The following is a 13,180-nucleotide window of genomic DNA, read 5'->3' as shown; positions in this document are numbered from 1 at the left end:
CAGTAGGCCGGACCGGGTTGTGAGCCTTGCCATGGAAGGGGGGAAGATGGGCAGTGGTCGCAGGCAACCCCGCGACCGTGGCGCGAGAAAGGACTCACGACCGTGGCCGCACGCGAGGAAGCCGGACCCATTCTCAACGGCATCCCCAGCCAGCTCCCGGACATCGACCCCGATGAGACCCAGGAGTGGCTCGACTCCCTCGACGGAGTCATCGAGGAGGGCGGTCGCCAGCGGGCCCGCTACGTGATGCTCAAGCTGCTCGAGCGCGCTCGGGAGATGCAGGTCGGGGTCCCGTCGCTGACGGCGACCGACTACATCAACACGATCAGCCCCGAGGCGGAGCCGTGGTTCCCCGGCGACGAGGAGGTCGAGCGCCGCTACCGCGCCTACCTGCGCTGGAACGCCGGCGTCATGGTCCACCGCGCCCAGGCCCCCGGCATCGGTGTCGGCGGCCACATCTCCACCTACGCCTCGGCCGCGACGCTCTACGAGGTCGGCTTCAACCACTTCTGGCGTGGCGCCGACCACCCCGGTGGCGGCGACCAGGTCTTCTTCCAGGGGCACGCCTCCCCCGGCATGTACGCCCGTGCGTTCCTCGAGGGACGCCTCTCCGAGGACCAGCTCGACGGGTTCCGCCAGGAGCACAGCCACGTCGTGGCCGGCAAGCCGCTGGCGCTGCCGTCCTACCCGCACCCGCGTCTCATGCCCGACTTCTGGCAGTTCCCGACGGTGTCCATGGGCATCGGCCCGATGAACGCCATCTACCAGGCCCAGTTCAACAAGTACCTGCACAACCGTGGCCTCAAGGACACCAGCCAGCAGCACGTCTGGGCGTTCCTCGGCGACGGCGAGATGGACGAGCCGGAGTCGCGCGGGCTGCTGCAGCTGGCGGCGGGCGAGGAGCTCGACAACCTCACCTTCGTCATCAACTGCAACCTGCAGCGCCTCGACGGACCGGTACGCGGCAACGGCAAGATCATCCAGGAGCTCGAGTCGTTCTTCCGCGGTGCGGGCTGGAACGTCATCAAGGTCGTCTGGGGCCGTGGCTGGGACCCGCTCCTCGCGGCCGACCGCGACGGTGCCCTCGCGCACCTCATGAACACCACGAGCGACGGCGACTACCAGACCTTCCGCGCCAACGACGGCAAGTACGTGCGCGAGCACTTCTTCGGCCGCGACCCCCGCACGCGCGAGATGGTCAAGGACTGGTCCGACGAGGACATCTGGTGGAAGCTCAAGCGCGGTGGCCACGACTACCGCAAGGTCTTCGCCGCCTACCAGGCCGCGATGAACCACAACGGCCAGCCGACCGTCATCCTCGCGAAGACGATCAAGGGCTACGGCCTCGGCACGCACTTCGCCGGGCGCAACGCCACGCACCAGATGAAGAAGTTCACCCTCGACGACCTCAAGGGCCTGCGCGACAGCCTGAAGATCCCGGTCAGCGACGAGCAGCTCGAGAAGGACCCGTACCGTCCCCCGTACTTCCACCCGGGACCGGACGACCCGACCATCCAGTACCTGCGTGAGCGCCGGCAGAAGCTCGGCGGCCCGCTCCCGGTGCGCCGGGTGCAGCACGAGCCGCTCAAGCTCCCCGACCACTCGGCCTACGCAGTGGTCAAGAAGGGCACCGGCAAGCAGCAGGTCGCCACGACCATGGCGTTCGTGCGGCTGCTCAAGGAGCTCATGCGCGACAAGGAGTTCGGCAAGCGCGTCGTGCCGATCATCCCCGACGAGGCCCGCACCTTCGGCATGGACTCGTTCTTCCCGACGATCAAGATCTACAACCCGCACGGGCAGAAGTACACGTCGGTCGACGCCGAGCTCATGCTCGCCTACAAGGAGGCCAAGGACGGGCAGATCCTGCACCTCGGCATCAACGAGGCAGGGTCGATGGCGGCCTTCACCGCCGCCGGCACGTCGTACGCCACCCACGGCGAGCCGATGATCCCGATCTACGTCTTCTACTCGATGTTCGGGTTCCAGCGCACCGCCGACTCGATCTGGGCGGCCGCCGACCAGATGACGCGTGGCTTCCTCATCGGGGCGACCGCCGGCCGCACCACCCTCACGGGTGAGGGCCTGCAGCACGCCGACGGCCACAGCCCGATCATGGCCGCCACCAACCCCGCGGTGGTGTCCTACGACCCGGCGTTCGCGTTCGAGATCGGCCACATCATGGAGGACGGGCTGCGCCGCATGTACGGCGACAACCCGGAGAACGTCATCTACTACATCACCGTCTACAACGAGCCGATGAGCCAGCCGGCCGAGCCCGAGGACGTCGACCGCGAGGGCATCCTCAAGGGCATGTACCTCTTCGCCCGCGGCATCAGCGACGGCCTCGGCGACGACGCCCCCCGGGCGCAGCTGCTCGCCTCCGGCGTCGGTGTCCCGTGGGCGCTTGAGGCCCAGGAGCTGCTGCGCAACGACTGGGGCGTGGTGGCCGACGTCTGGTCGGTCACGTCGTGGAGCGAGCTGCGTCGCGACGGCATGGCTGCCGACGAGCACGCCTTCCTCCACCCCGACGAGGAGCGCCGGGTCCCCTACGTCACGCAGCGCCTGCGCGACACCCGTGGACCCGTCGTGGCCGTCTCCGACTACATGCGCCAGGTCCAGGACCAGATCCAGCAGTGGGTGCCCGGCGACTTCGCGTCGCTCGGGGCCGACGGGTTCGGGTTCTCCGACACCCGCCCGGCTGCGCGGCGCTACTTCCACATCGACGGCCCGTCGATGGCGGTCCGCACGCTGCAGATGCTCGCCGAGCGCGGGGAGGTCGACGCCTCCGTGCCCCGCGAGGCAGCCTCCCGCTACCGGCTGCTCGACGTCACCGCCGGCACGTCCGGCAACGCGGGCGGCGAGAGCTGACCGCCTGAACCGGAGCGACCGCCAGCGGCGGATCGCCTTGTGGCACAACAGGTATGCCGCCCGCTCGACGTGAGCGGGCGGCATACCTGCGTCTGGGGCAGGATGGTCACATGACCTCCCCCACGCAGCCCGCAGACCCCGTACGCCGTGTCGCCGTCACCGGTTCGTCGGGCAAGCTGGGCCGCACGGTCGTGGCCCACCTTGCCGAACGCGGCTACGACGTCCTGGCACTCGACCGGACCCGCCCCGCGTCGCCCGGGACGCCGTTCGTGGCGGTCGACCTCACCGACTACGGGCAGGTCCTTGAGGCGCTGTCCGGCGGGGTGGACGAGCACACCACGCCAGTCGACGCGGTGGTGCACCTGGCAGCGGTGCCCGCGCCCGGGCTGGTGACCAACGCGGCGACGTTCGCCAACAACTCGGCCGCCACCTACAACGTGTTCGCCGCCGCGCGGGCGCTCCGGATCCGCAGCATCGTCTGGGCCTCCAGCGAGACCGTGCTCGGGCTGCCCTTCGACACTCCTCCGCCTTACGTCCCTGTCGACGAGGAGTACGACCCCCGCCCGGAGTCGACCTACTCCCTCAACAAGGCCCTCGAGGAGGAGATGGCCCGGCACTTCTGCCGCTGGGACCCCGAGCTGACCATGGTGGGACTGCGCTTCTCCAACGTCATGGACATCGAGGACTACGCCGCCTTCCCGTCCTTCGACGCCGACGCCTCCCTGCGCAAGTGGAACCTCTGGGGCTACATCGACGCCCGGGACGGCGCCCAGGCGGTGCGCCTCGGCCTGGAGCGCACCGTGCCCGGCGTCGAGGTCTTCGTCATCGCCAACGCCGACACCGTGATGAGCCGCTCCAGTGCGGACCTCGTCGCCGAGGTCTTCCCCGGCGTCGAGGTCCGCAAGGAGCTGGGCGAGCACGAGACGCTGCTCGGCATCGACAAGGCCCGCCGGGTGCTGGGGTACGAGCCGCAGCACTCCTGGCGCGACCACGCCGGCTGAGGCCCGCCCGCGGCCGGGGCCGCCCGCTGGTCAGTCGCGGCCGAGGAACTCCTTGCGCGCGGTCACGCAGATGTCGGGCTGGTCGCAGAAGAGCCCGTCGACGCCGGCCCGCATGAAGGCGACGTCCTCGTCCACGGCGCGGCCGAAGTCGGCGGGGTTGCTGCCGACCCGGTAGTCGGTCGGGAGGAAGGTGTTCTCGGCGCGGAACGTGTAGGGCGTCACGACCAGCCCGGCGGCGTGCGCGGCGGCGACGAGACCCGTCGGCGCGCCGAGGCTGCCGTTGGCCCGGCGTGCGACGACGAGGTCCTTGTCCGGCCCGATGCCGTCGACCGTCCGGGCCAGCCCGCGCAGGCCCTTTGGGGTCAGCAGGTCGGCGTAGGTGCGCGGGTCGCCCGAGCTCTGCAGGTCGTACGGCGCCCCCGACCCGCTGGCGAGGAAGACCTCGTGGGCGCGGTAGCCGAACTTGTCCCGCAGGGCGACGAGGTTGGTCAGCTCGAAGCTCTGCACCCACAGCGGGGCGTCGGCGCGGTTGAGGGAGTACTGGCGCACGAGCTTCATCAGCGCCGCCTCGGGGTCCAGGCCCCGGGCGTGGAAGTAGGTGGAGTGCTTGATCTCCGGGATGATCCCGACCGGCCGGCCGTACTCGCGGGACAGCTTCTCGCGCAGTGCGAGGACCTCGGCGAAGGTGGGCACCGTGTAGCGCCCGTCGTAGAGCGTGTTCTCCTGCCGGATCTGCGGCAGCCGCTCCTTGGCCCTCAGGGTCTTGAGCTCGGCGAGGGTGAAGTCCTCGGTGAACCAGCCGGTCGTGGCCACCCCGTCGAGCACCTTGGTCGTCTTCCGGTCGGCGAACTCGGGGTGGTCGGCGACGTCGGTCGTCCCGGAGATCTCGGGCTCGTGGCGGTCGACGAGCACGCCGTCGCGGGTCATGACCAGGTCGGGCTCGATGTAGTCGGCCCCCATGGCGACCGCCAGCTCGTAGGCCGCCGTGGTGTGCTCCGGCCGGTAGCCGGACGCACCGCGGTGGGCGATGACGAGCGGGTGCGCCGTGGGCGCCTTCCGGACGTACTGGCCCGAGCCGGGGTTGCCGGTACGGGCGGGGGCCGGCGCGGCGCTGGCGGCGGACCCCGCGGCCACGGTGCAGGTGAGCAGGAGGGCGGCGGTGGTGGCGATGACGGGAAGGGTTCTGGTCATGCCGGGGACGTTAGGAACGCGCCAGGCGTCGCGGGCGACGCGCCGGTGACCTCGGGGTGAAGAGCCCCCGAACCCTCAGGGCACCGTGCCCGGGCGGCGCCCGTGACCGGAGGGCCGTTGTGGGTCCCATACAAATAGACTCTCGGCATGCCTGCGGCCCTGCACACCTCCCCCGCCACCCTCCAGCGGGTGGAGCGCGCAGCGGGCGAGCTCTCGAGCGGGGCGACGCGCCGCATGGAGGGAGCCCACGACTGGTACCGCGCGCTGTCGGCCGAGGACCGCTCGTGGGTCGGCCTGGTCGCCCAGGCAGGCATCGCCGCCTTCATCGCCTGGCTGCGCGAGGGCGGCGACCAGACCCCAGTGACGGCCGACGTCTTCGGCACGGCTCCCCGTGAGCTGACCCGCTCCATCACCCTGCGCCAGACCCTCGACCTCGTGCGGTCGGTGGTCGACGTCGTCGAGCAGGACGCGACCGCCCTCGCCGAGCCCGGTGAGGAGCAGGCGCTGCGCGAGTCGGTGCTGCGCTACTCCCGGGAGATCGCCTTCGCGGCCGCCGAGGTCTACGCCCACGCGGCCGAGGCACGGGGTGCCTGGGACGCCCGCCTCGAGGGCCTGGTCGTCGACGCCGTGCTGCGTGGCGAGGCCGACGACTCCATGCAGTCGCGCGCCGCCGCGCTCGGCTGGGGCACCACCACCAGGGTGGCCGTCGTCGCCGGCAGCACCCCGGACGGCAGTCCCGCCGGCGTGGTGGACGGGTTGCGCCGCGCAGCCGAGCGGGTCGGCGTCGACACCCTCGTCGCCGTCCAGGGCCGCCGCCTCGTGTGCATCCTCGGCAACGTCGAGGACGCCCTGGCCTCGGCCCGCGAGGTCGGCGACCAGTTCGGCGACGGTCCCGTGGTGGTCGGCCCGACCGTGCCCCACCTGTTCGCCGCCGGGCGCAGCGCCCGGGCCGCCCTCGCTGGGCACTCGTGCGCCCAGGCGTGGCCGGAGGCGCCGCGGCCGGTCGCGGCCGACGACCTGCTCGCGGAGCGCGTGCTCATCGGTGACGCACCGGCCAGGGCCCTGATGCTCGACCGGATCTGGCACCCGCTCGCGACCAGCGGCGGCGCCCTGCTCGAGACGGCCGCGTCCTACCTGGAGACCGGCGGCGGGCTGGAGGGGACTGCCCGCGTGCTGTTCGTCCACCCCAACACGGTGCGCTACCGCCTGGGCAAGATCGCCGACCTCACCGGCTACCAGCTGACCGACCCGCACGACGCACACACCGTACGGATCGCGCTCGCGCTGGGACGGCTGAGCCGGGCCGTGCCCGCTGCGGTGCGCTACGCCCCGCCGAGCTGACCCAGGGGGCGCAATTGGAGGAAACCTCCAAAACGCGCGCGGGATGTTCGTGCCAAACGGTCACGTCCCGGGCCGGGTCGGGGCGCGAGGCTGGGACCGTGCTCGCCATCGTCTGCCCCGGACAGGGCTCCCAGACCCCCGGCTTCCTCGCGCCATGGCTCGAGCTGGCCCCCTTCCGCGAGCGCCTGGAGGCGCTGTCCGACGTCGCCGGCCTCGACCTGGTCGCGCACGGCACCACCTCCGACGCGGAGACCATCAAGGACACCGCAGTGGCCCAGCCGCTGATCGTCGCCGCCGGGCTCGCCGCCGCCGCGGTGCTCCTGCCCGCCGGCCCCGCCGGGACGGTCGGCGTCACCGCCGGCCACTCCGTCGGTGAGATCACCGCCTCGGCCCTGGCCGGCGTCCTGACCGACCACGACGCCATGGTCTTCGTCCGCGAGCGCGGGGCCGGCATGGCCGCGGCCTCGGCGCAGGCGCCGACCGGGATGAGCGCCGTCCTCGGCGGCGACCCCGCCGAGGTCCTGACCGTCCTCGAGCGCCACGGCCTGACCGCGGCCAACGCCAACGGTGCCGGCCAGACCGTCGCCGCAGGCACCCTGGACCAGCTCGCCGCCCTCGCGGCCGACCCGCCCAGCAGGGCGCGTGTCATCCCGCTGCAGGTCGCGGGGGCGTTCCACACCCACCACATGGCACCCGCCGTGGCCGCGCTCGAGGCCCTGGCGGCCGACTTCGACGTCAGCGACCCCGGCGTGACCCTGCTGTCCAACGCCGACGGCCGTCCCGTCGCCGGCGGCACCGACGCCCGCGCCCGGCTCGTCCGCCAGGTGAGCAGCCCGGTGCGCTGGGACCTGTGCATGCAGACCATGGTCGACAGCGGCGTCACCGCGCTCGTCGAGCTCTGCCCCGCCGGCACCCTCACCGGCCTCGCCAAGCGTGGCATGCCCGGCGTGGCGACGGTGGCGGTCAAGACGCCCGACGACCTCGCGGCGGCACAGCAGCTGGTCTCCGACTCGGCGCAGGGCGGCGAACCCGCCTCCGAGGTCCCCTCCCCCGAGGCCACCACCCCCGAGAACAGGGCCTGACATGAGCACACCCGCCCCCAAGGGCACCGGAACGATCACCGCTCCCGAGGGAGCCGCCTTCTCGCGCATCATGGGCGTGGGTGGCTACCGCCCCGAGCGCGTGGTGATGAATGCAGAGCTCGTCGAGGCCATCGACTCCAGCGACGAGTGGATCCAGGAGCGGTCCGGCATCAAGAGCCGCCGCTTCGCGGCCAAGGACGAGTCGGTCGTCGACATGTCCGTCGCAGCCTCGCTCGAGGCCCTCCGGGACGCCGGGCTCGAGCCGTCGGCCATCGACGCCGTCATCGTGGCCACCGTGACCCACCCCTACCAGACCCCGGCCGCTGCCCCCATCGTGGCCGACCGCCTCGGCATCCAGGCCGCTGCGTTCGACATCTCCGCAGCGTGTGCCGGCTACTGCCACGGCATCAGCCTGGCCAGCGACATGGTCCGGGGCGGCAGCGCCCGCCACGTCCTGGTGATCGGCGTCGAGAAGCTCTCGGACTTCACCGACCTCACCGACCGCGGGTCCGCGTTCATCTTCGGCGACGGCGCGGGCGCCGCCGTCGTGGGGCCGTCCGACACCCCGGCCATCGGCCCGACCGTCTGGGGGTCCGAGGGCGCCCAGTGGAAGACCATCTCCCAGCGCGACTCCTGGGTCGACGTGCGCGAGAAGGACCTCGGCTGGCCGGCCATCGGCATGGCCGGGCAGTCCGTCTTCCGGTGGGCCGTGTGGGGTATGGCGCCGGTGGCCCAGAAGGCGCTCGACGCTGCCGGCGTGCGTGCCGAGGACCTCGACGCGTTCATCCCCCACCAGGCCAACATGCGGATCATCGACGCGATGATCAAGCAGCTCAAGCTGCCGACCGACATCGCCGTCGCCCGCGACATCGCCGAGACCGCCAACACCTCCGCCGCGTCCATCCCGCTCGCCACCGAGCGGATGCTGCGCGAGGGCGAGGCGCCCCACGGAGGCCTCGCGCTGCAGATCGGCTTCGGCGCCGGACTCGTCTACGCGGCGCAGGTCATCGTCCTGCCCTAGCGGCACCACGACTCCCGCTGGCCCGCGGGTGAAACACGGAACACCGGGCCAACCACCCACCCGACAGCAGTCGAAACACGAAGGAGCTGAGCCGAATGGCGCAGAGCGAGCAGGAGATCCTCGAGGGTCTGGCCGAGATCGTCAACGAGGAGACCGGCCTGGACACCGAGTCGGTGCAGTCGGAGAAGTCCTTCACCGACGACCTCGACATCGACTCCCTGTCGATGATGACGATCGTCGTCAACGCCGAGGAGAAGTTCGGCGTGCGCATCCCCGACGACGAGGTCAAGAACCTCAAGACGGTCGGCGACGCCGTGTCCTTCATCTCCAAGAACCAGGCCTGAGCCCCCGGTTCGACCACCGCGCACCACCGCGGGGTGGCGCGCCGCGCCCCCTACCCGGGGCGCCGGCGCCCACCCCGCAGCACCACCCCTTCCCTCCACCCCTCACGAAGGAGCACCTCCAGCCATGACCGCCGAACGACGCGTCGTCGTCACGGGCCTCGGAGCCACCACCCCGGTGGGGGGCAACGTCCCCGACACGTGGGACGCCATCCTGGCCGGCCGCTCCGGCGCCAAGACCATGCCCTACGAGTGGGTAGAGAAGTACGACCTCCCGGTGAAGTTCGCCGCGACGCTGGAGACGCCTGCGGACCAGGTCCTCACCAAGGTCGAGGTCCGGCGCATGGATCCCAGCGCGCAGTACGCCCTCATCGCCGCCCGCGAGGCCTGGGCCGACGCCGGCTCGCCCGAGGGTGACCCGGAGCGTCTCGCCGCGTGCATCGGCACCGGCATCGGCGGCGTGTGGACCCTGCTGTCGCAGTGGGACAACCTCAAGGAGAAGGGCCCTCGCCGGGTCTTCCCCCTTGCCGTCCCGATGCTCATGCCCAACGCCTCCTCGGCCGCGGTCTCGCTCGAGCTCGGCGCCCGCGCCGGTGCCCACACCCCCGTGTCGGCCTGCGCCTCGGGCCTCGAGGCCATGGGCTACGCCTACGAGATGATCCGCTCCGGCCGCGCCGACATCGCGGTCGCCGGTGGCACGGAGGGCGCCGTGCACGCGCTGCCCATCGCCGGCTTCGCCGCCATGCAGGCCCTGTCGACCCGCAACGACGAGCCGGAGCGTGCGTCCCGGCCCTACGACACCGGTCGCGACGGGTTCGTCCTCGGTGAGGGTGCCGCGGTCATGGTCCTCGAGGAGTACGAGGCCGCCAAGGCCCGCGGCGCCAAGATCTACGCCGAGATCGGTGGCGTCGGCATGTCGGCCGACTCCCACCACATCGCCGCGCCCGAGCCGGAGGGCGCCGGCGCGTCCCGTGCGATGGTCGAGGCCGTGCAGCGAGCAGGCTTGCAGGCCAAGGACATCGTGCACGTCAACGCCCACGCCACCTCGACGCCCGTCGGTGACGTCGCCGAGTCCAACGCCATCCGCCGCGCGTTCGGTGACGACGCCGACGGCATGCCGGTCAGCGCCACCAAGTCGATGACCGGTCACCTCCTGGGTGCCGCGGGTGCGCTCGAGGGCGTCCTGACGGTGCTCGCGCTGCACCACCGCACGGCACCGGCCACGATCAACCTCGACGACTTCGACCCGGCCATCAAGCTCGACGTCGTGCACGGCGAGGCCCGCAAGCTGCCGCAGGGCGACATCGCGGCCCTGAACAACTCGTTCGGCTTCGGCGGCCACAACGTCGCGGTCGTCTTCACCTCTGTCTGAAGGCTTTCCACGCGTTCACTTCCGAGCGGGGGCCGGCCCAGTTAAGGGTTGGTCCCCCGTTCGGACGGTCTTTGGTGCGTGACGAAGCCGGGACCCACCGGACTCTGTAGCGTCTGCCCCGGATGAAACAGGGGGCACGGAGTTGGTGGGATCTACCGCCGCGCGGGGCTGGGGCCGCGAACGCGTACACATCATCGACGAGCAGCTCGCGGGGCGCCTCCGACGGGGGTTGTGGCGCTACACGCTTCGCTGCCCGATGGTGCTGCGCCAGGTCGTGCCCGTGCTCCTCGCCGCCGCCGTGGCCTCGCTCGTCTGTGCCTGGGAGTACGCCGGCCGCTTGGACACGCTCGTGTGGTGGCTCATGGGCGGGCTGCCCGCGGTCGGGGTGCTGGCCTACGTCGTGATCGTCCTGCTCATGATGCGCAGGCACGACGAGTGGCTGGCGCGCGAGGTCGTGCCCGGGCGCTTCATCGCGGTCACCGTCGGCCAGGAGTCGATCAGGGTCCGTGACCTGGACTCGGCAGTGGAGTACGGCTATTCGCTCGTCACCGGTGTGCACCAGTACGACGACGTCGTGGTGATCGAGCACCGGCCCACCTTCTGGGCGCTGCCGGTGGAGCTGTTCCGGCCCCACGAGCTCAGCGTCATCCGCGAGCGCGCCGGGCGCGCCTTCCTGCCGCTGGACGAAGGGCGGGCCGACCGTCCGCTCGACGTGGCCGGCGAGGCACCGCCGCAGCGGCTGGCCCAGCGCCTGGGCAGGCTCGTGCGCTAGTCGACGTCACCCCGGCTCGGGCGCCGGCCGGCGACCGTGTGGGACCCGCGGCGTGGGCGACCGCTCTGTGCGGCGTCGCGCTCTAGCGCGACGGTGGCGGCTCGGTCGGGCGCCGCCCGTGGCCCGGCGGCAGGACGATGTCCAGCAGCGGGTCGGTCGTCGTCGTCGAGGGCGTCGGCGAGGTACTGGTCGGCGAGGGCACCGGCGTCGCCTTGCGGGTGGTCGCCCGAACCGGCGACGCCGTGGTCACCGGTCGGGGACGGGTGGTGGCGCGGGCGGTCGTCGAGGGCGCCACGCTCTTGACCCGTGCCGAGGTGGCGGGGCTCGTCGGCGTGCCCGTGGTCGTCGGCCTGGGGGTGGTCGGCCTGGGGGTGGTAGGCGTGGTCGGCGAAGCCGCGGCGCTGTCGACCTGGGACTGGGCCGAGTCCGCCGGGCGCTCCGGCAACACGAACCCGAATGCCACGAGGGCGGTGAGCCCGGCGACCCACAGCAGGGCCACGCCCGGCAGCGGCTTCCAGCTGGCGCGCCCAACGCCGAGCCCGTGGCGGGCCACCTCTCGCAGGTAGAGCACGAAGGTCACCAGCGCGGCGACCGAGACGACCCACAGCGTCCAGGCAGCAGCGGCGGCGGAGTTGGGCAGGGGGGTGGTCAGGACGCGCCAGGCGGACCACAGCAGGACCACGACTCCGGCTGCAGCCAACGCCACGATGGTCGCCCTGGCCACGGCTTCACGGCGGGACACGGGTACCTCCAGGTCGTTGGTCAGCCGTAGAGGCTACCCACGCTCACCCCGGAGTCGGAAAACCTGCAGGTCAGGCGAATGCCCTCCCCCGCCCCAGTACCTCGCTCCCCGGCTGCCGCCCCGGATGGCCCGGATGTCCGGAAGATCGGCGATGTGGCGTAGGCCCGGGGATCATGTACTGTCTTCCACCGGCTGCTCGTTGACCCCGCTCGCGCGGGGTCGAGCCCCCGATGTGAACCGCGGTGAGCGCGGAGTGCCCGGGGTCGTGCCGACCGGCGAACGCAGGGCGACCCGGTCTGGTGCCGAGGAGTGTCGGTGATGGTGACGGCGTACGCGTCGTTCGCGCCGGCACGCGCGTGTCCCTTCCCCCCCAGGGGCCCGTCCGACGTGTCGAGTTCTGGCATGCCCGGACGCAGCCGTTCCCCCAACCAAGGAGAAGTATGCGTCAACGCATAGCCCTGGCTCTGATCGCCCTCGTGTCGGTCACCGCCCTCATGTCGGCAGCGCCGGCGAACGCGCTGGGCAAGGTCAAGTGCGACCTGAACAGCCAGCCCGTGGTGGCCGTCGGCCACTACGACCCGATCGTGAACCACAACGGCACCGGGTCCGAGCACGAGCACCAGTTCTTCGGCAACATCGCCTGGCACTCGCTCGCCAACCCCAACAAGGCCAACTACGCCGACCTCGAGGGCAAGGCCAACAACTGCCGCGCCGTCCTCGGCGAGTCCACGTCCCCTGACTCCGCTGGGTACTGGATCCCCACGCTGCGCTACAACTCCGGCCCGAAGGCCGGCCAGCTCGTCCCCGCGCAGCAGTTCACCGCGTACTACCGCACCTTCGACCACAACGACTTCGGTCAGGGGATGGCCTTCCCGGCCGACACCCGCCTGGTCGCCACCAAGCACGACTGGGGCTGTGGCCAGTTCTCCGGTGTCCCGATCGGCCCGTCCATCCCCTCCTGCGTCGGCCAGTCCGGCAAGCCGGGTCACACCCTGACGGCGCACGTCGACTTCCCCTCCTGCTGGGACGGTGTGCTGCCGAACCACAAGCCGACCGACGTGGGCAACACCAACGACAACGCGCACTACGCCTACGCGGTGAAGAAGGGTGGCGTGTCCACCTGCCCCGCCGGCTTCCCGAACAAGATGGTCGAGCTGCGTGAGTCGTTCCAGTTCGCCTACACCGGCCCGGGCAACGACATCTCGCTCGACTCCGACGCCCACGCGGGTGTCAAGGACGGCGAGACGCTGCACGGCGACTTCTGGAACACCTGGCGCCAGCCTGACTTCGAGAAGTTCGTGGCCACCTGTGTCACCTCCTCGTCGAGCTACTCGACGACCAAGTGCGACCCGTGAGCGGACCCTTCCCGGGTTCGTGACCGCCGGGTCGTCGTGACGGCCTGACAGCACGCGAGTGCCCCCTCCCGCCGTGCGGGAGGGGGCACTCGTC

General features: G+C 71.7%; 11 protein-coding genes. 9 read left to right on the top strand and 2 right to left on the bottom strand.

All coding sequences use genetic code 11. From position 1 onward, the window contains the following. Positions 1–102: 102 nt before the first annotated feature. Both aceE and ABEA42_RS10425 read left to right on the top strand, forming a co-directional pair. On the top strand, positions 103–2,868 hold the full coding sequence (aceE, locus tag ABEA42_RS10430) for a pyruvate dehydrogenase (acetyl-transferring), homodimeric type (RefSeq protein ID WP_345503096.1): 2,766 nt from the start codon (positions 103–105) through the stop codon (positions 2,866–2,868). Positions 2,869–2,978: 110 nt separating this feature from the next. Then, positions 2,979–3,869 (top strand): NAD-dependent epimerase/dehydratase family protein, encoded by an 891-nt coding sequence (locus tag ABEA42_RS10425; protein ID WP_345503094.1) that lies wholly within the window; start codon positions 2,979–2,981, stop codon positions 3,867–3,869. Positions 3,870–3,899: 30 nt separating this feature from the next. Here ABEA42_RS10425 and ABEA42_RS10420 read toward each other — a convergent pair whose 3' ends face one another. Then, complete coding sequence (locus ABEA42_RS10420; RefSeq protein ID WP_345503092.1) at positions 3,900–5,060, bottom strand: glycerophosphodiester phosphodiesterase; 1,161 nt, start codon at positions 5,058–5,060, stop codon at positions 3,900–3,902. A 147-nt stretch (positions 5,061–5,207) separates the two neighbouring features. On the opposite strand from ABEA42_RS10420, the gene ABEA42_RS10415 reads away from it, so the two are divergent. From ABEA42_RS10415 to ABEA42_RS10390, 6 genes are all read left to right on the top strand, one after another. Beyond that, positions 5,208–6,401, top strand: a complete 1,194-nt coding sequence (locus ABEA42_RS10415) for a PucR family transcriptional regulator (protein ID WP_345503090.1) — start codon at positions 5,208–5,210, stop codon at positions 6,399–6,401. A gap of 98 nt (positions 6,402–6,499) precedes the next feature. Further along, positions 6,500–7,483: an ACP S-malonyltransferase gene (locus ABEA42_RS10410; RefSeq protein WP_345503088.1), complete on the top strand. Its 984-nt coding sequence runs from the start codon at positions 6,500–6,502 to the stop codon at positions 7,481–7,483. A gap of 1 nt (position 7,484) precedes the next feature. Next, positions 7,485–8,504, top strand: coding sequence for a beta-ketoacyl-ACP synthase III (locus tag ABEA42_RS10405; RefSeq protein ID WP_345503086.1), 1,020 nt, complete (start codon positions 7,485–7,487; stop codon positions 8,502–8,504). Positions 8,505–8,599: 95 nt separating this feature from the next. Continuing rightward, complete coding sequence (locus tag ABEA42_RS10400) at positions 8,600–8,848, top strand: acyl carrier protein (RefSeq protein WP_056884551.1); 249 nt, start codon at positions 8,600–8,602, stop codon at positions 8,846–8,848. A 124-nt stretch (positions 8,849–8,972) separates the two neighbouring features. Next, a complete protein-coding gene (gene fabF / locus ABEA42_RS10395) occupies positions 8,973–10,217 on the top strand; it encodes a beta-ketoacyl-ACP synthase II (RefSeq protein ID WP_056884552.1) in 1,245 nt (414 codons plus the stop codon). A 145-nt stretch (positions 10,218–10,362) separates the two neighbouring features. Further along, positions 10,363–10,989 carry a hypothetical protein gene (locus ABEA42_RS10390; RefSeq protein WP_345503082.1) on the top strand — a complete coding sequence of 209 codons (627 nt, stop codon included), beginning with the start codon at positions 10,363–10,365 and terminating at the stop codon, positions 10,987–10,989. 82 nt (positions 10,990–11,071) lie between these two features. On the opposite strand, the gene ABEA42_RS10385 is transcribed toward ABEA42_RS10390, so the two are convergent. Then, on the bottom strand, positions 11,072–11,731 hold the full coding sequence (locus ABEA42_RS10385; RefSeq protein ID WP_345503080.1) for a hypothetical protein: 660 nt from the start codon (positions 11,729–11,731) through the stop codon (positions 11,072–11,074). Positions 11,732–12,171: 440 nt separating this feature from the next. Between ABEA42_RS10385 and ABEA42_RS10380 the strand changes: the two genes are divergently transcribed. Beyond that, positions 12,172–13,086, top strand: a complete 915-nt coding sequence (locus tag ABEA42_RS10380; RefSeq protein ID WP_345503078.1) for a DUF1996 domain-containing protein — start codon at positions 12,172–12,174, stop codon at positions 13,084–13,086. Positions 13,087–13,180: the final 94 nt, after the last annotated feature.

It is taken from the genome of Pedococcus ginsenosidimutans, from assembly GCF_039544395.1.
Lineage (GTDB): Bacteria > Actinomycetota > Actinomycetes > Actinomycetales > Dermatophilaceae > Pedococcus > Pedococcus ginsenosidimutans.
This window is presented reverse-complemented; position numbering and strand designations above follow the sequence as displayed.